General features: G+C 62.2%; 22 protein-coding genes. 17 read left to right on the top strand and 5 right to left on the bottom strand.

Features of this window, described 5'->3' with window-relative positions:
• Positions 1-16 precede the first annotated feature (16 nt).
• The 10 genes from ccoO to ttcA all read left to right on the top strand — a co-directional run bounded on the left by ccoO (position 17) and on the right by ttcA (position 8,766).
• The gene (ccoO, locus tag BN1127_RS01615) at positions 17-631 is read left to right on the top strand and encodes a cytochrome-c oxidase, cbb3-type subunit II (protein WP_005329630.1); all 615 of its coding nucleotides are present in this window, start codon (positions 17-19) and stop codon (positions 629-631) included.
• An 11-nt stretch (positions 632-642) separates the two neighbouring features.
• Positions 643-822, top strand: a complete 180-nt coding sequence (locus BN1127_RS01610) for a cbb3-type cytochrome oxidase subunit 3 (protein WP_005329633.1) — start codon at positions 643-645, stop codon at positions 820-822.
• Positions 822-1,799 carry a cytochrome-c oxidase, cbb3-type subunit III gene (ccoP, locus tag BN1127_RS01605; RefSeq protein ID WP_042648242.1) on the top strand — a complete coding sequence of 326 codons (978 nt, stop codon included), beginning with the start codon at positions 822-824 and terminating at the stop codon, positions 1,797-1,799. The genes BN1127_RS01610 and ccoP overlap by 1 nt, the downstream gene beginning before the upstream one ends.
• A 125-nt stretch (positions 1,800-1,924) precedes the next feature.
• Positions 1,925-2,413, top strand: coding sequence for a FixH family protein (locus tag BN1127_RS01600; protein ID WP_005329637.1), 489 nt, complete (start codon positions 1,925-1,927; stop codon positions 2,411-2,413).
• A gap of 89 nt (positions 2,414-2,502) precedes the next feature.
• Positions 2,503-4,887: a heavy metal translocating P-type ATPase gene (locus BN1127_RS01595; protein ID WP_041206942.1), complete on the top strand. Its 2,385-nt coding sequence runs from the start codon at positions 2,503-2,505 to the stop codon at positions 4,885-4,887.
• A gap of 135 nt (positions 4,888-5,022) precedes the next feature.
• On the top strand, positions 5,023-5,211 hold the full coding sequence (gene ccoS / locus BN1127_RS01590) for a cbb3-type cytochrome oxidase assembly protein CcoS (RefSeq protein WP_005329639.1): 189 nt from the start codon (positions 5,023-5,025) through the stop codon (positions 5,209-5,211).
• Positions 5,195-5,881 carry a sulfite exporter TauE/SafE family protein gene (locus BN1127_RS01585; RefSeq protein WP_041205801.1) on the top strand — a complete coding sequence of 229 codons (687 nt, stop codon included), beginning with the start codon at positions 5,195-5,197 and terminating at the stop codon, positions 5,879-5,881. Before ccoS ends, BN1127_RS01585 begins: the two co-directional genes overlap by 17 nt.
• A gap of 68 nt (positions 5,882-5,949) precedes the next feature.
• The gene (locus BN1127_RS01580; protein ID WP_005329643.1) at positions 5,950-6,705 is read left to right on the top strand and encodes an FNR family transcription factor; all 756 of its coding nucleotides are present in this window, start codon (positions 5,950-5,952) and stop codon (positions 6,703-6,705) included.
• Between the two features lie 137 nt (positions 6,706-6,842).
• The gene (uspE, locus tag BN1127_RS01575; RefSeq protein ID WP_042648241.1) at positions 6,843-7,790 is read left to right on the top strand and encodes a universal stress protein UspE; all 948 of its coding nucleotides are present in this window, start codon (positions 6,843-6,845) and stop codon (positions 7,788-7,790) included.
• Positions 7,791-7,857: 67 nt separating this feature from the next.
• Entirely contained in the window at positions 7,858-8,766 is a 909-nt protein-coding gene (ttcA, locus tag BN1127_RS01570; RefSeq protein WP_042648240.1) for a tRNA 2-thiocytidine(32) synthetase TtcA, read from the top strand.
• Between the two features lie 72 nt (positions 8,767-8,838).
• Here the strand turns inward: ttcA and BN1127_RS01565 are convergent, their stop codons facing one another.
• Both BN1127_RS01565 and BN1127_RS01560 read right to left on the bottom strand, forming a co-directional pair.
• Positions 8,839-9,516, bottom strand: a complete 678-nt coding sequence (locus tag BN1127_RS01565; RefSeq protein WP_042648239.1) for a DUF2987 domain-containing protein — start codon at positions 9,514-9,516, stop codon at positions 8,839-8,841.
• Positions 9,517-9,532: 16 nt separating this feature from the next.
• Complete coding sequence (locus tag BN1127_RS01560) at positions 9,533-10,291, bottom strand: DUF2189 domain-containing protein (RefSeq protein ID WP_042648238.1); 759 nt, start codon at positions 10,289-10,291, stop codon at positions 9,533-9,535.
• Between the two features lie 278 nt (positions 10,292-10,569).
• Between BN1127_RS01560 and BN1127_RS01555 the strand changes: the two genes are divergently transcribed.
• The 7 genes from BN1127_RS01555 to BN1127_RS01525 all read left to right on the top strand — a co-directional run bounded on the left by BN1127_RS01555 (position 10,570) and on the right by BN1127_RS01525 (position 17,329).
• Positions 10,570-11,187 carry a glutathione S-transferase family protein gene (locus tag BN1127_RS01555; RefSeq protein WP_042648237.1) on the top strand — a complete coding sequence of 206 codons (618 nt, stop codon included), beginning with the start codon at positions 10,570-10,572 and terminating at the stop codon, positions 11,185-11,187.
• 207 nt (positions 11,188-11,394) lie between these two features.
• Positions 11,395-11,814 carry a D-ribose pyranase gene (rbsD, locus tag BN1127_RS01550; RefSeq protein WP_042648236.1) on the top strand — a complete coding sequence of 140 codons (420 nt, stop codon included), beginning with the start codon at positions 11,395-11,397 and terminating at the stop codon, positions 11,812-11,814.
• Between the two features lie 21 nt (positions 11,815-11,835).
• On the top strand, positions 11,836-13,407 hold the full coding sequence (gene rbsA, locus BN1127_RS01545) for a ribose ABC transporter ATP-binding protein RbsA (protein ID WP_042648235.1): 1,572 nt from the start codon (positions 11,836-11,838) through the stop codon (positions 13,405-13,407).
• Positions 13,404-14,369, top strand: coding sequence for a ribose ABC transporter permease (gene rbsC / locus BN1127_RS01540; RefSeq protein ID WP_025327024.1), 966 nt, complete (start codon positions 13,404-13,406; stop codon positions 14,367-14,369). The genes rbsA and rbsC overlap by 4 nt, the downstream gene beginning before the upstream one ends.
• Positions 14,370-14,390: 21 nt before the next feature.
• Positions 14,391-15,266 carry a ribose ABC transporter substrate-binding protein RbsB gene (rbsB, locus tag BN1127_RS01535; protein ID WP_041205808.1) on the top strand — a complete coding sequence of 292 codons (876 nt, stop codon included), beginning with the start codon at positions 14,391-14,393 and terminating at the stop codon, positions 15,264-15,266.
• Between the two features lie 102 nt (positions 15,267-15,368).
• Complete coding sequence (rbsK, locus tag BN1127_RS01530) at positions 15,369-16,301, top strand: ribokinase (RefSeq protein ID WP_042648234.1); 933 nt, start codon at positions 15,369-15,371, stop codon at positions 16,299-16,301.
• Positions 16,301-17,329, top strand: coding sequence for a substrate-binding domain-containing protein (locus BN1127_RS01525; protein ID WP_042648233.1), 1,029 nt, complete (start codon positions 16,301-16,303; stop codon positions 17,327-17,329). Before rbsK ends, BN1127_RS01525 begins: the two co-directional genes overlap by 1 nt.
• A gap of 63 nt (positions 17,330-17,392) precedes the next feature.
• On the opposite strand, the gene BN1127_RS01520 is transcribed toward BN1127_RS01525, so the two are convergent.
• From BN1127_RS01520 to cobB, 3 genes are all read right to left on the bottom strand, one after another.
• Complete coding sequence (locus BN1127_RS01520) at positions 17,393-19,051, bottom strand: GGDEF domain-containing protein (RefSeq protein WP_042648232.1); 1,659 nt, start codon at positions 19,049-19,051, stop codon at positions 17,393-17,395.
• A complete protein-coding gene (locus BN1127_RS01515) occupies positions 19,048-19,530 on the bottom strand; it encodes a putative pterin-binding protein (RefSeq protein WP_042648231.1) in 483 nt (160 codons plus the stop codon). Before BN1127_RS01515 ends, BN1127_RS01520 begins: the two co-directional genes overlap by 4 nt.
• Positions 19,531-19,616: 86 nt before the next feature.
• On the bottom strand, positions 19,617-20,390 hold the full coding sequence (cobB, locus tag BN1127_RS01510) for a Sir2 family NAD+-dependent deacetylase (protein ID WP_042648230.1): 774 nt from the start codon (positions 20,388-20,390) through the stop codon (positions 19,617-19,619).
• Positions 20,391-20,435 lie beyond the last annotated feature (45 nt).

Here is a 20,435-nt window from a genome sequence, read left to right as displayed (position 1 = left end):
TGAAGGGGTTTAAAGCATGAGCAACAATAACCGTCACGAAATTTTTGAAAAGAGCGTCCCCATGCTGGTGATAGGCATCATCTTTGCCATCAGCCTGGGGGGCCTGGTCGAGATCACGCCACTGTTCTTCCAGAAGCAGACCAACGAGCCGGTGGAGGGCCTCAAGGCCTACACCGCCCTGCAGATGGAAGGACGCGACATCTACATCCGCGAGGGCTGCACCGTCTGCCACAGCCAGATGATCCGCCCGTTCCGTGCCGAGACCGAGCGCTATGGCCACTACTCGGTCGCCGGTGAGAGCGTGTGGGAGCACCCCTTCCTGTGGGGCTCCAAGCGTACCGGTCCGGATCTGGCCCGGGTCGGCGGCCGCTACTCCGACGACTGGCATCGCGCCCACCTCATCAACCCGCGCGACGTGGTACCGGAATCCAACATGCCCGCCTTCCCCTGGCTCGAGACCAACGTCCTGACCGGTGAGCTGACCGGCAAGAAGCTGGCGCTGTTCCGGGATCACTTCGGGGTGCCCTATACCGATGCCGACATCGAGGGTGCGTCTGAGGCAGTCAAGGGCAAGACCGAGTTGGATGCCCTGGTGGCCTATCTGCAATCACTGGGTCATGCCCTGAAATAAGGAGTCGGGATATGGATTACGGCACATTTCGCGGCCTGTACACCCTGCTGCTGATGATCATCATGATCGGCATCATCGTCTGGGCATACAGCAAACGCCGCAAGGCCTCCTTCGATGAGGCTGCCAACCTGGTCTTTGCCGATGACGAGCAACCCAGTGCTGATAACAAGAACGCAGGAGCGAAGCAATAATGAGCACTTTGTTTAGCATTTTTGTGACCGTCATAAGTCTGGGCACCATACTCGGCTGCTTCCTGCTGCTGATGTGGTGCATGAAGGACAAGATGGGGACCGAAGAGGGCAAGCCCATGGGGCACACCTTCGACGGCATAGAGGAGATCAACAATCCCCTGCCGAAGTGGTGGTCCTATATGTTCCTCTTCTTCATCGTCACCGGTCTCATCTACCTGCTCGCCTTCCCGGGTCTGGGCAACTTCAAGGGTCTGCTGGGCTGGCAGAGCTCCAACCAGGACGTTCGCTCCCTGGCCGAATCCAAGGCGGCGGCTGCCTCTGCCAAGGACGAAGGGCGCGCGGTGGAGTATGATCGGGAACTGGCCAAGGCCGACGAGGTCTATGGCGCCAAGTTCCGTGAGCTGACCTACCAGGCCGACGGCAAGAACTACAAGGAGATCACCGAGATCGCCAAGGACCCGGAAGCCCTGAAAGTGGGTCAGCGTCTGTTCCTGCAGAACTGCTCCCAGTGCCACGGCTCCGATGCCCGCGGTGGTCGCGGTTTCCCGAACCTGACCGACAGCGAATGGCAGTGGGGCGGAGCGCCGGATCAGATCAAGACCACCATCATGGGCGGTCGTCAGGGGATCATGGCCGCCTGGGGCGAGATCCTGGGTCAGGACGGGGTCAAGGAAGTGGCCTCCTACGTGCTGAGCCTCTCCGGTCGCAAGGTGGATCTGGTGGAAGCCAAGAAGGGGGAAGCCCGTTTCGCCATGTGCGCCGCCTGTCACGGCCCGGATGCCAAGGGCGGCATCGCCTTCGGCGCGCCGGATCTCACCAACAACACCTGGTTGTATGGCGGCTCCCGTCAGGTGGTCGAGCAGACCATCACCCATGGGCGTCACGGCGTGATGCCAGCCTGGAAGGATATCCTGGGAGAAGACAAGGTCCACCTGCTGGCGTCCTATGTCTATAGTTTGTCCCACCAGGCGCAGTAAAATAAGCAGTAACATGTGATAAGCACGTGATTACGCAGCAAAAAGCCTCGACTCTTCGAGGCTTTTTGTTATCTTGTGTTGGCTAGAATCCCTCCATTTCGTTAACCATTTGTTTCGGTAGCACCATGACTCAACCTTGGTATCGCCAATTCTGGCCCTGGTTCATCATCGCCCTCCCCTGCGCCGCCGTGGTAGGCAGCATCGCCACCGCCATCATCGCCAGCAAGGATGGGGTCAACCTGGTGGCGGAAGACTATTACAAGCAGGGCAAGGAGATTAATCAGGATCTCAGCAAGTTCGATCGCGCCGAGGCCCTCGGCATCCGCGTCGAGCTCTCGGTCAGCGACAAGGAGCTGACCCTGAAGCCCCTGTCGGGTGAGATCCCCGCCGGTCAGGCGCTGCACCTCTCCCTGTTCCACCCGACCCTGGCCGGTCTGGACAGCGATCATCTGCTCACTGCCGATGGCAAGGGAGTCTATCGCCTGATGCTGGACAAGCCCCTCACCGGCAAGTGGCACATCCGGGTCGATGCCTTCAACCACGAGTGGCGCCTGCAAGAGACGGCGCAGTTGCCGACCAAGGCCCCGGTGGAACTCGATCCCAGGGGACGCTGAACCCGGAATGAGCGGCAGCGTTCATCCAGGCATGACGGCGTCCTCCCTTTTCTCGCCCACGCGGGCAGCTTCCAAGAGGGATAATGACCATGACCGGCTGTTTTCACTGTGGTGAACCGGTTCCCACTGGCAGTGACTTTACCCTGGAGATCAAGGGGATAGTACAACCCATGTGCTGTCCTGGTTGCCAGGCCGTGGCACAGACCATTCTCGAATGCGGCCTTGCCAGTTACTACGAGCACCGCACCGCCCCCGGCATCAAGGGGGAATTGGTGCCGAGCGAGCTGGCGGCCCTCACCCACTACGATCTGGCCGAAGTGCAGCAGGAGTTCGTCACCGAGACGGGCACGCTGCGGGAAATCCAGCTCAGCGTGGAAGGGCTGACCTGCGCCGCCTGCGCCTGGCTCATCGAGCGCCACCTGATGGGGCTCGCGGGCCTGCATTATGTCAACGTCAATACCACCACCCACCGCGCCCGCATCAAGTGGGATCCGGACAGGCTCTCGTTAAGCGACATCCTCAAGGGGTTCGCCAAGATAGGCTACCGCGCCTACCCCTTCCAGACCCACAGCCAGGAAGCCCTCTACGCCCGCGAGGTGCGCAGCTACATGTTCCGCATGGCGCTGGCTGGTCTTGGCTCCATGCAGGTGATGATGTGCGCCGTGGCGCTCTACATGGATTTCTTCATCAGCGTGGAAGAGGAGTTCATGATCTACTTCAAGTGGATAAGCCTGCTGCTCTCCACCCCCATCATGATCTACTCGGCCCAGCCATTTTACGTGGGCGCCTGGCGCAGCCTGAAACAGGGCCACCTCTCCATGGATGTCTCTGTGTCGCTGGCCCTCATCGGTGCCTTCGTCGCCTCCATCTGGGCCACCGTCTTCAACACGGGTGAGGTCTATTACGACTCCATCACCATGTTCGTTTTCTTCCTGCTGCTGGGGCGCCTGCTCGAGCTGAGGGCCAGGCGCAAGGCGTCCGAGTCCAGCTCCAACCTGGCACGGCTGGTGCCCATCATGGCCACCCGCATCGATGCAGATGGCGAACACGAGGTGCCCGCCAAGACACTGCGGGTGGGGGACAGGGTCCGGGTGCTGGCCGGTGCCACCCTGCCCGCAGACGGCATCATCACCCTGGGGCAGGCCAGCCTCAACGAAGCCATGCTGACCGGCGAGCAACTGCCCCTGCTCAAGCAGGCAGGAGATCCCGTCTTCGCCGGCACCATCAGCACGGATGCGCCGCTGGAGATCCGGGTCAACCACCCCATCGAAGAGTCGCGCCTCGCCCAGATCATGCGGTTGCAGGACAGCGCGCTGGATGACAAACCCGCCATCGCCCAGCTGGCGGATGTGCTCTCCCGCCATTTCATCCTGGTGCTGCTGCTCATCGCCGCCGCGGTCTGGACCTTCTGGCACTTCCATGCCCCGGAGCGGGCCTTCTGGGTCACCCTGTCAGTGCTGGTGGCCACCTGCCCCTGCGCCCTGTCACTGGCGACCCCGACGGCGCTCACCTCAGCCACCGCCCACCTGACCCGCAGCGGCATCCTGCTGCGCCGCGGCCACGTGCTGGATGTGCTGACCCGGGCCAACCGGATCGTGATGGACAAGACAGGTACCCTGACCACCGGCAATATCAGCCTGGTGGGCGTCCAGCCCCTGGCGGAGCTTGGCGAAGACGAGTGCCTGGCCATCGCCCGCGCGCTGGAAGCCTACTCCGAACACCCCATAGCCCGCGCGTTTCGCAGCAAAGGAGCAGACGATGCCGTGCTGCTGGCAGCCAGCGGGGTGACGCCCGTCATCGGCCACGGCATCGAGGGCAGGATCGCAGGCAAACATTACCGCATCGGTAGTGCCCGCTGGCTCGGGCTGAGTGACAAACAGAATGCCGCTCAGGGGCTGGCCATCTATCTGGCCGACGAGACTAGGCCGCTGGCCCGCTTCACCCTGGCCGATACCGTGCGTGCGGATGCAGGGGCCTTGATCCAGGCCTTCAAGGCGGCCGGCCTGCAAACCACCATTCTCACCGGCGACAGCTCCCCTCAGGCCGACACTGTTGCCCGTGAACTCGGGGTCGATGAGCTGGTGAAAGGGGTCACCCCAGATGGCAAGCTCGCGTACCTCAAGGCGCGGGAAACGGCTGGGGATATCAGCATCATGGTGGGCGACGGCATCAACGACGCCCCCGTGCTGGCCGGTGCCCATGCCTCCTTCGCCATGGCAGGCGGCACGGATCTGGCCAAGAACAGCGCCGACGCCATCCTGCTGGCCGATGACCTCTCCCGCCTGCTGACGGCGCGCACCCTGGCGCTGCGCACCCGCCGGATCATCCAGGAGAACTTTGCCTGGTCCATCGGTTACAACCTGCTGGTGTTGCCACTCGCGGCAAGCGGCTGGCTGCCCCCCTATCTGGCAGCGGCAGGCATGTCCCTGAGCTCCCTCATAGTCGTCACCAACTCGATGCGTCTCAATCGATGAGCAAGCAGGGAAAACGCTGAACATGTGGCCTGCCTCCGATTCAGGCCACATTTCTCACTGATAGCGGCTGGCCCCCTGCCCGAACAGGGTTACCATGGGGGTCGATTGCCACGGATAAATGTCAAGGTAGTTTCCATGAACATCATTTTTGTCCTCATCCCCATCGCCATCCTGTTCGTCATCATCGCGGGGGCCGTCTTCTTCTGGGCCATTCGCTCGGAGCAGTTCGAGGATCTCGACCGCCAGGGCTCCAACATACTGTTTGACGAGGAGCAACCCGCCACCAAGAGCAAGGATAAGCCGCGCGATGACCAGCAGCCTTGACCTGATGGGGGCCCTGCTGGTGGGGCTGGCAGGTTCAGGCCACTGCATCGCCATGTGCGGTGGCGTCTCTGCCGCCCTCTCCATGGCCATCCCCGCCGAGAAACAGCACTTCTGGGGGCGCCTTGGCTACCTGCTCAACTACAACCTGGGCCGGATCCTGAGTTATGTGCTGGCTGGCGCTCTGGTAGGCGGGCTACTGGCCACCACCAGCGAGCTCGGGGCCGGCAAGCATGCCATCGCCGGCTTGCGCCTCATTGCAGCCCTGCTGATGATAGCCCTCGGCCTCTATCTGGCGGGTTGGTGGCAAGGGATCCTGCTGCTGGAGCGGCTCGGCGCCAAGATGTGGCCCTTCATCAAGCCGCTGGCGGGCAAGTTCATTCCCTTTACGTCGGCCTGGCAGGCGCTCCCCTTTGGCATGGTGTGGGGCTGGCTGCCCTGCGGCCTAGTCTACTCCATGCTGACCTGGAGCGCGGCAGCGGGCTCCGCTGGCGACGGGGCGCTCATCATGCTGAGTTTTGGTTTTGGGACCCTGCCGACCCTGTTTGCCCTGGGCGGGCTGGCAGACAAATTGCGTTACTGGCTGACCCTGCGCAGCCTGCGTCTGGGTGGAGCCTTGCTGCTCATTGCCTATGGGCTGCATACCCTCTGGATCGGGCTGGCGTCCTTTTGAAACCCTATCCAAAACGGATGAGTTGGTGGTAAACTTGTTTGATATAAATCAATTATTCATATGAGCCTATGATCCCGGACAAGAAACCTGGCAGACGTGTTCAGAGCGGTGGCTGTGCAATTCATTGCCAGGATTGCAGCATCAGCCAGCTCTGCATCCCCTTCACCCTGAACGACAGTGAGCTCGATCAGTTGGACAGCATCATCGAGCGCAAGAAGCCGTTCCAGAAGGGTGAGGAACTGTTCAAGGCTGGCGATGAACTGAAATCGCTCTACGCCATCCGCTCCGGGACCATCAAGTCATACACCATCACCGAGCAGGGCGATGAGCAGATCACCGCCTTCCACCTTGCAGGGGATCTGGTCGGTTTCGATGCCATCCACAAGCAGGCGCACCCCTCCTTCGCCCAGGCGTTGGAAACCGCCATGGTGTGCGAGATCCCGTTCGATGTACTCGACGATCTCTCCGGCAAGATGCCCAAGCTTCGCCAGCAGATCATGCGACTGATGAGCAACGAGATCATGGGGGATCAGGAGATGATCTTGCTGCTCTCCAAGAAGAATGCGGAAGAGCGCCTCGCCGCCTTCCTGCACAACCTGTCGGTACGTTTCTCCGAGCGCGGCTTCTCCGCCAAGGAGTTCCGTCTCTCCATGACCCGTGGCGACATCGGCAACTATCTCGGCCTCACCGTCGAGACCATCAGCCGTCTGCTCGGTCGTTTCCAGAAGTCCGGCCTCATCAGTGTCAAGGGCAAATACATTACCGTGCTGGATCACGTGGCCCTCGGCGTCATGGCCGGTGCCACTCGCCCTCCCTGCGGCTGATCACGCCCTTTCCCACTGTATTGCCGGATCGGTTCACCCTGAAATTTGATCCGGCACACCTTCCCGTCTCCCCCCTTGGGCTAAGCTGTAATGGCTAAAGAGTTGCCATCATTGGCGTTTTTGCCAAGGAGGAGAACATGGTCAAGTACCGAAATATTCTGGTGGTGATCAACCCGGAGGAGGAGCGCCAGATCGCGCTCGAGCGCGCGGTCAAGGTCGCCGAGCTGGACGAGGGTGCCCAGCTGACCCTGCTCCTGACGATTTACGATTTCTCGTACGAGATGACAGCCATGCTGTCGGTGGATGAGCGGGAAGAGATGCGCCACGGCGTCATTGCCCAGCGTCGGGAGTGGCTGGACGAGATACTCCAACCCTATCGCGCCAGAGGCCTGGAGTGCGAGATCAAGGTGTTGTGGCACAATCGTCCCTTCGAGTGTGTTATCCAGGAAGTGCTGGAGCATCGCCACGATCTGGTGGTCAAGGCGACCCACAAGCATTCCTTCCTGCAAACCTTCATCTTCACCCCGACCGACTGGCACCTGCTGCGCAAGTGCCCCTGTCCCGTCCTGCTGGTCAAAGAGGGTCACTGGCAGCGGGGCGGCAACATCATCGCCGCCATCAACTGCTCGAGCGATGACCTGGAGCAGAAAGTCCTCAATGAGCGCATCACCCGCGAAGGCGTCGCCATCGCCGATCTGCTTGGATCCAACCTCTATCTGGTCAACACCTACCCCGGCACACCGGTGAATGTGGCCATCGAGCTGCCCGAGTTCGATCCCAACGCTTACAACGATGCCATCCGCAAGCATCACGAAGATCTGCTGCGAGAACATGCCGATCACTTCGGCATCAATCACATGTGGACCAAGGTGGCGGAAGGATTACCGGAGGAGGTGCTGCCTGACATGGCGGACGAGCTCAAGGCCACTTTGATGATCATGGGTTGCGTCGGCCGTACCGGCCTCTCCGCCGCCCTGCTCGGCAACACGGCAGAGCATGTGGTCGATCGGCTCGACTGCGACATCCTGATCCTCAAACCGGACGATTACAGCTGCCCGGTGGATGACAAGCGTCATCCTGCATAAGCGTTTCTTGCCCTCCCCCGGGACATGGCTATAATAAGCCGCTTATTTTTGTCCCGGGTTTGAGGCCATGCTAGAAGAGCTTAACGCCAAAGAGAAATACAGTTTCAACAAGCTGCAGAAACGCCTGCGGCGCAACGTGGGTCAGGCCATCGCCGACTTCAACATGATTGAAGAGGGTGACAAGATCATGGTGTGCCTGTCTGGCGGCAAAGACAGCTTCGCCATGCTCGACATCCTGATGAGCCTGAAGGCCAGCGCCCCCATCCATTTCGATCTCGTGGCCGTCAACCTGGATCAGAAGCAACCCGGCTTCCCCGAACACGTGCTGCCGGAATACCTGGCCACCCTCGGCGTCGACTTCAAGATCGTCGAGGAAGACACCTACTCCATCGTCAAGGACAAGGTGCCGGAAGGCAAGACCACCTGCGCCCTCTGCTCCCGCCTGCGCCGCGGCATTCTCTACCGCACCGCCCAAGAGCTGGGTTGCACCAAGATTGCCCTCGGCCACCACAGGGATGACATCCTCGAGACCCTGTTCCTCAACATGTTCTACGGCGGCAAGCTCAAGTCCATGCCCCCCAAGCTGGTGAGCGACGATGGCAAGAACGTGGTGATCCGCCCCCTGGCCTACTGCAAGGAGAAGGATCTGGTGCGCTATGCGGAGGTCAAGGCCTTCCCCATCATCCCGTGTAACCTGTGCGGCTCGCAGGAGAACCTGCAGCGCAAGGCCATCAAGCAGATGATGCAGGACTGGGATCGCCGATTCCCCGGCCGGATAGAGACCATGTTCACCGCCATTCAGGACGTGATCCCGAGCCACCTGCTCGATCACAAGCTGTTTGACTTCAAGAGCATCAACCGCGACTCCGGCATCATCGACGGCGGCGACAAGGCATTCGATCCCCCCGAGCTGCCGACCGCGCCCCTGCTCAACATCGACGAGATGGACGTGCTGGATGTGATCGAGGTGCGCTGAGCGCCCTGCCAGCCACCACGAAAAAGGAGCGCCATGCGCTCCTTTTCTTTATCTGTCTTTCACCCGGCTTTTTCAGCCCTTGTGCAACCAGGGGGTCAGTCGCAGTATCTCTCCCGCAAGCTGCAACCTGCCCGCCGCGAAATCGGCGAGTTGCTCATTGCGAAGCAGCAGCTGGCCATCCTGCCAGGGGAGTGGTTGCTGACGGGCTCCATCGATGAGGTAGGCGGTGCCGCTCGGCTGCACCAGGGTCACCCGCACCCCCGCCATCTCCGGCAGGAAGTACTTGCCCACCATGCCTGCCAGCTTGTCCAGCAGCGACTGCATCTCCTGCTGGCGTGTCACCACCTCGCTCACCCTGAACCCCTGGCTATCCGACGCTGGGGGCGCATCGGCCATCACCTGCACCGACATGTCACAGGTGGCATGTGGTTCGGTCAGCGTCACCACCACGGTCGCCTTGTCGAGATTGAGATCGTCGTCATAGGGCAGACGCAGCTCGCTGTCGATAGTCACCTCGGCGGCAACATCCCGATCCAGGGTCGAGACCCTTGCCGAGACGAGCCCGCAGCGCTGGCCACTTTGCGGATCGGTCAGATAAAACCCCAGCCTGGCATCACCAAACTCGCCCTTGGCAAAGGTCTTCATCTGGCTGTAGAAGGTGCTGTATTGCAGATCCAGCGAGGGCGCCGCCACGCACAGCGCCGGCACTATCAGCAGACTTGCCGCCATGCCATGTCGAACCAGCTTCATATGCCATCCTTTTGCATCACGCGTTGAAATGATCGGGCCCCTGCCCGGAGGCGGCATTGTCCGCCACTTCGGTCACCTCCACGGCAACCCCGCACAGATCCCGATAGAGGATCCCCTTGAGGTTGAAATAGAGGGGGGCCACCCAGATGAGGCCTATGCCCATGGGAATGAGGGCCAGGAAGAACAGCGCCAGCATGACGCCATGCAGCAGCACTATGCTGGGCCAGCCACGGGCGAACAACTTGAGGGAGACCAGGATGGCCTGGGCCGGCGACAGGCCGCGCTCCAGCACCAGGGGCACGGTGAACACCAGCCCCATGCCCACCAGGGCAGAAGGAACAAAAGCCAGCATTACCGGCAGCCCCAGCAGCTCGAACAGGGGACCAAACAGGCTGGTGATGAGGCTGCCGAGCAGGCTCAGGGAGCCCAGACGCAGAAAGTGACGGAAGAAGTCGAACACCTGGTTAGGGCGGGCCCGCACGCCCACCGACTGCTGCAGTCCCAGCATGTCGAGGGAAGAGGTCATGGGGGACATGATGACGGTGATGAGCAGGCTCAATATCAGGGCCATGTCCATGTCACCCCCTTCCTGGCTGACATAGGGGGCCAGCAGGGTGTTGCTCAGCAGGATCCAGATTGCCATGACCCCGGCGATGGCCAGCGCCAGACCGAAACCGGTGCGGCGAGTCTGTTGCCAGGCCTCTTTCAACACCCCTTGCAGGTCCAGACGGTATCCCTGGCTGAGGGACTGTTCGAGGGTTCCACCGATCCGCATTCTATTACTCAATTGACTATCCAACATTCAAAAACGACTGTTCCAAGGTGGCACATTATAGCGGTTTGACCGGGCATGCGTAGTCGTTTTTCCTGTTATCTTCCGTTCAGAAAGCCATTGATTTCACTGACATGGGTGCGCTCGCCCTGCCCGCTGTCAGCCCCCCGGTCGCCTGGCTTGGCCCTGGCCCGGCATGGGCGTAGGATGGATGACCAAGACTCGACAGACTCGCACTCTCGCGCAGTCCATCCCGGATAACCTACACAAGGAAAGCTGCAATGTCCGAACTGACGCTCTATCTCGCCCCCGGTACCTGTGCCATGGCGGTGCGTATCGCCCTGGTGGAAGCCGGTGCCCCGCACCGGATCAAGCGCCTCGATCTCGCCGCCGGGGAGCAACGCACCCCCGCCTATCTTGCCATCAACCCCAAGGGGCGGGTGCCGGCCCTGGTGACCGAGTGCGGCGTACTGACCGAAACCCCGGCCTTGCTGCTGTACGTGGCCCAGCGCTTCCCGGATGCCGGGCTGGCGCCCCTGGATGACCCCTTCCTGCTGGCCAGAATGCAGGAGGTGCATAGCTTCCTCGCCTCGACGGTGCACGTCGCCCATGCCCATGGCCGTCGCGGTAGCCGCTGGGCGGATGACGAACACGCCATCGCTGCCATGAAGGCCAGGATGCCGCAAAACATGCGCGACGGTTTCGCCGAGATAGAGCACCACTATCTGGCCGGTCCCTGGGTATTGGGGGAACGTTTCAGCCTGGCCGATATCTACCTGTTCGTGGTGGCCAGCTGGCTCGCGAGCGACGGGGTCGCCATCGACGAGTTTCCCAAGGTGGCGGCCCATACCCGACGCATGCTGGCACGCCCCGCCGTGCAGGAGGCCCTGATTCTCTGATCCCCTCCTCTGGTTGTACGGGTGCTCTTCTGGCACCCGTTTTCCTGCTGTCAGCCACTTCATTGAGATCGTTTTCACATTTTCGTCATCTGTTCCTAGACCCGTTAACGGTTAGCGCCTATCTTTCACCTCAACGACGCAACCGGTTGCGTAACCGGTTGCCCAGATAAATATTGACGATGCGGTCACAGGCCGCCGAGGTGTTGTATGAAACGAGGCAAGCTGCTCAATGCTCCCCTGAGTGCTCTGGTGGCACGAATGGGTCACACCGACGAAATCACCGTCTGCGATGCAGGCCTGCCCATTGCGGCGGGGCCTGAGCGCATCGATCTGGCACTGATGGCGGGCACTCCCAGCCTGGACACCGTGCTGAGCGCTCTGCTCACCGATCTGGTGGTGGAGAAGGTGATCATGGCGAGCGAAATAAAATTGATCAGCCCGGATGCCCATCAGGCGCTGGTTGCGCAGATCGAGGCTCACGCCCTGGCCCAGGGCAAACCCATCGCCGTAGAATATTGCCTGCACGAGGCGTTCAAAGCCCGCTCCCACCAGAGCAAGGCCATCGTGCGCAGCGGCGAGGTCACCCCCTACGCCAATATTATTCTCTGCGCCGGTGTGGCGTTTTAAGCCTCTTCAAGGAAGCTGCAAATGAGCACAACCTCCCCCCTCTCCCCCCTTGTTGGGCTCACCGGGAGCGTTAACACGCCCCCCTCGCCCATTCTTGAGCTCACCGGGATCGTCAAGACCTTCCCCGGGGTGCGCGCTCTCGACGAAGCGGGTCTGCGGGTCTACCCGGGTCAGGTGATGGCCTTGCTCGGCGAGAATGGCGCTGGCAAGTCCACCCTGATGAAGGTACTGACCGGCATCTACCAGGCCGATGCCGGCAGCGTCAGCTATCGTGGCCAACCGGTCCACTTCAAGGGACCGCGCGACTCCCAGGATCAGGGGATCAGCATCATCCACCAGGAGCTGAACCTGCTGCCGGAGTTGTCGATTGCCGCCAATATCTTCCTCGGCCGCGAGCCGCGCACCCGCTTTGGCAGCATTGACCACAAGCAACTGCGCGAGCGGGCCAGCACCCTCCTGGCCCGCCTCGGCGTCAAGCACGGGCCGGACACCCGGCTCGGGGATCTCTCCATCGGCGAGCAGCAGATGGTGGAGATCGCCAAGGCGCTGTCATTCGATGCCAGCGTCATCATCATGGACGAGCCCACCGACGCGCTGACCGACACCGAGACAGAGCAGCTGTTCGTGGTCATCCGCGAGCTGCGCGAGCAGGGTTGCGGCATCGTCTACATCTCCCACCGCCTGAAAGAGATCTTCCAGATCTGCGACCGGGTCACCGTGCTGCGCGATGGCAAATGGATAGGCGAGCAGGCGGTGAGCGAGCTCGACGAAGACAGGATCATCGAGATGATGGTGGGTCGCCGGCTGGAGGAGCAATACCCGCGCCTCGCCCGCGAGCTCGGCCCCGTCAGCCTGCAAGTGAAGGATCTGGCCGGCCCCGGCGTGCACGGGGTGAGTTTCTCCCTGCGCCAGGGGGAAATTCTGGGCTTCAGTGGCCTGATGGGGTCCGGGCGCACCGAGCTGATGAAGCTCATCTACGGCGCCAGCCCCATCAGCAGTGGCGCGGTCGAAGTCGATGGCAAGGTGCTGGTGCCACGCACCCCCGCCGACGGTCTGGCCGCCGGCATCGCCTACATCTCCGAGGATCGCAAGGGGGATGGCCTGGTGCTGGAGCTCTCGGTGCGCGAAAACATGAGCCTCTGCGCCCTCGGCGAGTTCATCAGCCACGGCAAGATTGACGGCCAGGCCGAGCGCCAGGCGGTGGGCGACTATGTGCGGCTGTTCAACATCAAGACACCGAGTCAGGATCAGCTCATCAAACTCCTCTCCGGCGGCAACCAGCAGAAGGTGGCCATCGCCAAGGGGCTGCTGACAAGGCCCAAGGTGCTGATCCTCGACGAGCCGACCCGTGGCGTCGACGTGGGCGCCAAGAAGGAGATCTATCAGCTCATCAACCAGTTCAAGAAGGAGGGGATGAGCATCATCCTGGTCTCCTCCGAGATGCCGGAAGTGCTCGGCATGAGTGATCGCATCCTGGTGATGCACGAAGGGCGCATCAGCGCAGAGTTCAACACCCGCGAGGCCAATCAGGAGAAACTGATGGCGGCGGCAGTCGGCAAACAGTGGCAAGCAGAGCAAGAGGCAGCACAATGACAACCCAAACCCTTCCCCGCCGTGGCGTCATGAGCAAGGCCTGGTGGATCGAGAACAAATCCCTGGTGGCGCTGCTGGTGCTGATAGGCGTGGTCTCCTTCCTGAGTCCCAACTTCTTCACCGCCGACAACCTGCTCAACATCCTGCGCCAGACCTCGGTCAACGCCATCATGGCGGTCGGCATGACGCTGGTCATCCTCACCGCCGGCATCGACCTGTCGGTCGGCTCTGTGCTGGCCCTGTGCGGCGCCCTGGCCGCCACCATGGTGGCCATGGAGCTGCCCATCTGGCTGGTAGTACCCCTCACCCTGGGGGCCGGTGCCCTGCTCGGCGGCGTCAGCGGCCTCATCATCGCCAAGGGCAAGGTGCAGGCCTTCATCGCCACCCTGGTCACCATGACCGCCCTGCGCGGCGTGACCATGGTTTACACCGAGGGGCGTCCCATCTCCACCGGTTTCAGTGACGGCGCCGATCACTTCGCCTGGCTGGGGACCGGTTACCTGTTCGGCCTGCCGGTGCCCATCTGGCTGATGGCCATCGTCTTCCTGCTGGCCTGGTACCTGCTCAACCACACCCGCCTCGGTCGCTACATCTATGCCCTCGGCGGCAACGAATCGGCCACCCGCCTCTCCGGCATCAACGTGGCCAGGGTCAAGCTCGCGGTCTATGGTTTGTGCGGCATGTTGTCGGCGCTGGCGGGGCTCATCGTCACCTCCCGCCTCTCCTCGGCCCAGCCGACTGCCGGCATGGGTTACGAGCTGGATGCCATCGCCGCCGTGGTGCTGGGTGGCACCAGTCTGATGGGCGGCAAGGGCCGCATCATGGGTACCCTGATCGGTGCCTTGATCATCGGCTTCCTCAACAACGCCCTCAACCTGCTCGACGTATCCTCCTATTACCAGATGATCGCCAAGGCCAGCGTCATTTTGCTCGCCGTGATGATCGATAACAAAAGCAAGTAAGCACACACAAGGAATGAAATGATGAAAAAGCTCAATACCCTGCTCGCTGCCGCCATCATGTCCGTGCTGGGTACCGCCCAGGCCGCCGATCAGACGCTGGCCATGGTGGTCTCCACCCTCAACAACCCCTTCTTCGTCACCATGAAGGAGGGTGCCGAAGCCAAGGCCAAGGAGCTTGGTTACGAGCTGGTGGTGCTGGACTCCCAGAATGACCCGGCCAAGGAGCTCTCCAACGTGGAAGATCTCACCGTGCGCAAGGTCAACGCCATCCTGATCAACCCGACCGACTCAGAAGCGGTGGGCAACGCCATCCGCCTGGCCAACAAGGCCAACATCCCGGTGCTGACCCTGGACCGCGGCGCGGCCCAGGGGGAGGTCAAGGCCCACATCGCCTCCGACAACGTGGCCGGTGGCAAGCTGGCCGGTGACTTCATCACCGAGAAGCTGGGTGCCGGCACCAAGGTGATCCAGCTCGAAGGGATCGCCGGCACCTCTGCCGCCCGTGACCGTGGCGAGGGCTTCGCCCTGGCCGTGGCCGCCAACAAGTTGCAGGTGCTGGCATCCCAGCCCGCCGACTTCGATCGCACCAAGGGTCTGAACGTCATGGAGAACCTGCTGGCGGCCCACCCGACCGTACAGGCGGTGTTCGCCCAGAACGACGAGATGGCGCTGGGTGCCATCCGCGCCGTGCAAGCCGCCGGCAAAGAGGTGATGATCGTCGGCTTCGATGGCACCGATGATGGCAAGGCCGCCGTGGCCAAGGGTAAACTGGCCGCCACCGTGGCCCAGCAGCCGGCGCTGATCGGTGCCATCGGCGTGGAAACCGCCGACAAGGTGCTCAAGGGCCAGCCGGTGGAGCAGTCCATCCCGGTACCGCTGCAAATCGTCAGCAAGTAAGCATGACGGGGGAGGCTCGCCTCCCCCGCTCTCTTACCATGCCTCCCGGCCTGGGTGCTCCAACCCGAGCGTCCAAGCCAAGATGCATCAGGAGTAGTCAACATGAATCGTCTCGTCGTTCTGGGCAGTGTCAATGCAGACCATGTGCTGCGCGTTCCCCACTTTCCTCGCCCGGGTGAAACCCTGACCGGTCACAGCTATCAGGTGGTGCCCGGCGGCAAGGGGGCCAATCAGGCGGTGGCCGCCGCTCGCCTCGGTGCTGCCGTCTCCTTTATCGCCCGCATCGGCGACGACGCCATCGGCCGCCAGATGAAGGCGGGCTTCGCCAACGATGGCATCGACGTGAGCGCAGTGGCGCAGGACGAGCACCTCCCCACCGGCATCGCCATCATCTATGTGAGCGACGAGGGGGAGAACAGCATCGGCATCTCCGCCGAGGCCAACGGCGCCCTCACTCCTGCCGTGGTGAAATGCCACGAAGCCTTGATTGCGGACGCCCACACCCTGCTGCTGCAACTGGAAGTACCGCTGGAGAGCGTCTTCGAGGCTGCCCGTCTGGCCCGCACCCACGGCACCCGGGTGGTGCTCAATCCGGCGCCCGCCCGGCCGCTCTCGGCCGAGCTGTTGGCGCTGGTGGATCTCATCACCCCCAACCAGACCGAAGCCGAGCTGCTGACCGGGGTCAAGGTGAGTGACGAGGCGAGTGCGGCACAGGCGGCCGCCCGCTTCCACCAGATGGGCATTGGGGAGGTGATGATCACCCTGGGCTCTCAGGGCGTTTATTGCAGCAACGGCCGACAGCAGGCGCTCATTCCGGGCTTTCGGGTCGAGGCGGTGGACACCACGGCCGCTGGAGATACCTTCAACGGCGCCCTGCTGGCGGCCGAGCTGGCCGGCGCTGACTTCCATGACGCGGTGCGCTTCGCTCACGGCGCGGCGGCGCTTTCTGTCACCCGGTTCGGCGCCCAAAGCTCCATTCCGAGCAAGCAGGAGGTCGACACCTTCCTGCTGGCGCAAGCGGCGCAGGGGCACTGATGGCCAATATCAAGGAGGTGGCGGCGCGAGCGGGCGTCTCCACCACCACCGTCTCTCACGTCATCAACGAGACCCGTTTCGTGGCCGAGGAGACCCGGGAGCGGGTCTTCAGTGCCATGCGCGATCTCAACTACGCCCCCAGCCTGGTGGCCCGCAGCCTCAAGGTGAAGGAGACCAACAGCATCGGCATGCTGGTCACCACCTCCAGCAACCCCTTCTTCGCCGAGGTGGTGCGCGGGGTGGAGCGCTACTGCTTCGAGCAGGGCTACAACCTGATGCTGGGCAACACCGAGGGGCAGGCCGAGACGGCCCTCTCCTACCTGAAAATGATGTTGCGCAAACGGGTCGACGGTCTGCTCATCATGTGCAGCGAAGGACAGCAGGAGGTGTTCAACCAGCTCGACTGGCTCAAGAGCCTGCCGGTGGTGGTGATGGACTGGGGCATGGAGAGCAAGGAGGTGGATCTCATCGCCGACAACTCCCATCGCGGCGGCTATCTCGCCACCCGCCATCTCCTTTCACTCGGTCATACCGACATCGGCTGCATCACCGGCCCCCACCGCCGCGCCCCAGCCAACCAGCGCCTGGCTGGCTTCGAGCAGGCCATGCAGGAGGCCGGACGGGCCATCAATCCGGCCTGGATCCAGGAGGGAGATTTCGACTGCGCCAGCGGCTTTGCCGCCATGACCCGCCTGCTTGCCCTGCCTGCACGCCCCACCGCCCTCTTCGTCTGCAATGACATGATGGCCATGGGGGTCATCAGTGCCGCCCATCGAGCCGGGCTCGTCATACCGCGGGATCTCTCCCTCGTCGGGTATGACAACGTGGCACTGGCCGAGTTTATGTCCCCCCCGCTGACCACGGTCAATCAACCGAAAGAGGAGCTGGGTCGCCTCGCCGTCACCCGCTTGCTGGCGCGGATCAACGGTGAACGGATAGATAATCGCATGATCACCGTGGACCCAGATCTGGTGATCAGAGACTCCTGCGCCCCCTTCCCGCCCCCCGCGGCCCTCCACCCGCAGTGATTTGCTCAAAACGACAAGGGCGGCCTCGGGCCGCCCTTGTCGTTTTCCTTCATCGCCACCGAGTCAACAGGGCTCCCGCTGTCTCCTCGTCTCCCCTTCTTGCTCTTCTGCCGGGCGACCCAGACGCAACAGCCCCAATTGCCGCGCCAGGGGCTGCAACAAGACATCGTGATCCGAGGGGTCGGGCAGCCAGTAGCGCACCGGCCAGCCCGCGCGCAACAGTGCGGGGGCGCGACTGCCCAGCTCACGCAATGCCAGTACGCAGCCGCGCTGGCTGACTTTTTCCAGCAGGGCGGCATCCTCCGTCAGGGTCGGCAGCGCCAGGATGAGCACTTTCTCTTCCAAGGGGGGCAGGTAGGCCAGGACATGAGCCAGCTGAGACTGCTGATGGAGCACCAGCAGCAACGGCTGCTGGTGCTCGGCGTCCGTCAGCAATCGGGCCACCACTTGTCCCAGCACACCGCGCTCCTGCATCCAGTCCATGTCGCACCCCTGCTGTCCCACCCGCCAGCGCAGGCTGATGTTCAGCACCCGCTGCCCCCGCTCATCCTCCAGGGTCTGTGATATCGTCTCCAGCGGCGAGGGTGCCGTCCCTGCCAACCACTCCCGCAACTGATGCAGCTGACGCTGACTCATGCTCAGAGAGGCCTTCATCGCTGGCTGGAACCAGATCAGGGTCGCATTGTCCCGCTTGGCCTGATTCAGTGCCAGTATGGCCTGCTCCAGCAGCTGATCCGCGTCCTCCCCTTCCATAGCCCTGGCTACCCCGAAACGACAGGCAAGATCGAAGCTGCTCTCCCGGGTCACGAACTCGAACTGCAACAGGCTCACCATGGCGTCCATCTGGGATTCGAGGCCGGGCTGCTCGCCGGCCAGGACCACCGCAAATTCGTCCCCCCCCAGCCGGTAAGCCCGACCGGGATAGGCTTGCCGCAGCCGGGCGGAGACCGCCTGCAGCAGGCGATCGCCGACCTGGTAACCGAGCAGATCATTGACCTGCTTGAACCGTTTCAGATCCAGCACCACCAGGGCCTGGGCATGATTGCGCTGCAGGGATTGTCTGAGCTGTCCCTGCAAGGCGCGGCGATTGCCAAGCCGGGTCATGGGGTCGAGCAGGGAGAGGCGGCGATTCTGCAGATTGGTGCGGATCAGGGCAAACACCAGCACGCCTCCCATCACCAGCAGGATCAATTGCCAGATCTGGATCCAGAACAGGCTCTGGCGCAGTTGATTGAGCGAGGCTTCCCGCTCCTGCCCGGAGAGAATATGATCCCCTATCTGCTCCACCTGGCGGGTCAGTGCTGCAATCCGGGCCTGCGAACGGACAAGGGCCTCGCCCTCTTGCAGCTTACCGGCCTGCATCTGGGGTTCGAGTGCCTTGACCTCCTCAAACAACCTGGCCAACACGCTTCCCAATCCATGACGAGTGCGCGCATCGGCAGTTTCGCTGCTGACCAGAAACACATCCAGCCGATTCCACAGCAGATCGTAATCCAGGCTCAGGGTCTCCATCTCGAGGGCTCCCGCCCGATAGAGGCGCAAATCGTAAAGGAAACGCTGGGATTCCAGCATGACCTGGCTGATGTTCCAGTGGGTGTTGCGATAGAACATATCGACCAGTTGCTCGTGCCGATTCTGCAGCAACAGCCCCCAGACGGAAGAGAAGAGAAACAGCAGAGAGATGGCCGCGAGCAGCAGATTGTGGCGCTGTCGACGAGTCACGGGATGACCTCGATGCGCACCAGTTGCCACACCATGTAGCTGTGGATGGAGGAGACATCGAGTTCAGGATATTCCGAGAAGGGCATCAGCAGCCAGACTGGCCCCTTGTTGCGACGGGTCAACGGCTTGTCATCCTGATAGCGCACCAGAGTCAGCGGCACCTGGGCAAACCGGGCAAGATTGAACTGTTGTTGATAGTCATTGAGGCCGGTCACCCGGACTTGAGTGACATCCTTGAGCCCCTGAGCCATCAGCATCGCCTTCAGGGTCGGGCCACGATAACGGTGAACCCCGACGGTCCAGGGGGTCGCCGTCTCGAACTCTGTCTGCGGCAAGGCGGCCAGTGTCGCCTCATCCAGAGGGATCTCCCGCTTGTCTGGCAGGATCAGCAGCAACAGAGGTGAGGAAGCGGTGGCCTGAGTGCTGAACGTTGTCAGCACCAGCAGAAGAAAAACGGTCCCACGCTTGAAAATGTCCATATACCTTGCGCCAGCTGCATCCTCTATTTTACGGGTCAGTGTGGCGGCTTCATTGAGCCAATGCAACTATGTTGTGACTCAATAGGCTATGGTCCACGCATCTCCATCCAGTTATGACCGTCGATCTGTTTGGGCTGGTGTATGCCGCAGCTTTGCAACAATTCGTCCACGAAAGCCGGCACCAGTAGGGAGGCAGGGCCATAGCGCTTCTCGTCAAACTGGCTGCCAACCTCGCTCGGCTCCAGGTTGAGCTCGACCGTGTGAGCACCGTTGAGGCCCGCCTCGTGCACAAACCCTGCCGCTGGATAGACGGCTCCCGAGGTGCCGATGGAGATGAAGAGATCGCATTGCGCCAGCGCCGAGTAGATGCGATCCAGTCCGAGCGGCATTTCGCCAAACCAGACCACATGAGGCCGCAACGGCTGGGGCAACTGGCAGCAGGAGCAGAGCTCCTCCTGATGGAGCTCCCCGCGCCACTCGATCACCTGCCCGGAAACCGGGCAACGGGCCTTGAGCAGCTCTCCGTGCATGTGAATGAGGTGCTTGCTGCCGGCGCTCTCGTGCAGGTTGTCGATGTTCTGGGTGACCAGGGTCACGCGACCCGGCAGCAGGCGCTCGAGGCGTGCGAGGGCATAATGGGCGGGATTGGGGTGGATCTCGACTCGTTGCAACTGATGGCGCCGTGCGTTGTAAAAGCGTTGTACCAGCTCAGGATCCCGGGCGTAGCCCTCCGGGGTGGCCACGTCTTCCACCCTGTGCTCCTCCCACAGGCCGTCGCAAGCCCGAAAGGTCTTGATGCCGGATTCGGCCGAGATGCCGGCGCCGGTGAGGATCACGATATGTTTGGCTGACTGCACCATGGTTGATTTCCTCCAACGGGTGACAGGCTGACCTTAGCACAGCAG

The organism is Aeromonas media (genome assembly GCF_000819985.1).
Classification (GTDB): Bacteria; Pseudomonadota; Gammaproteobacteria; order Enterobacterales; family Aeromonadaceae; genus Aeromonas; species Aeromonas media.
The sequence above is the reverse complement of the archived record's forward strand: the minus strand, read 5'-3'. Positions and strand labels throughout refer to the sequence as shown.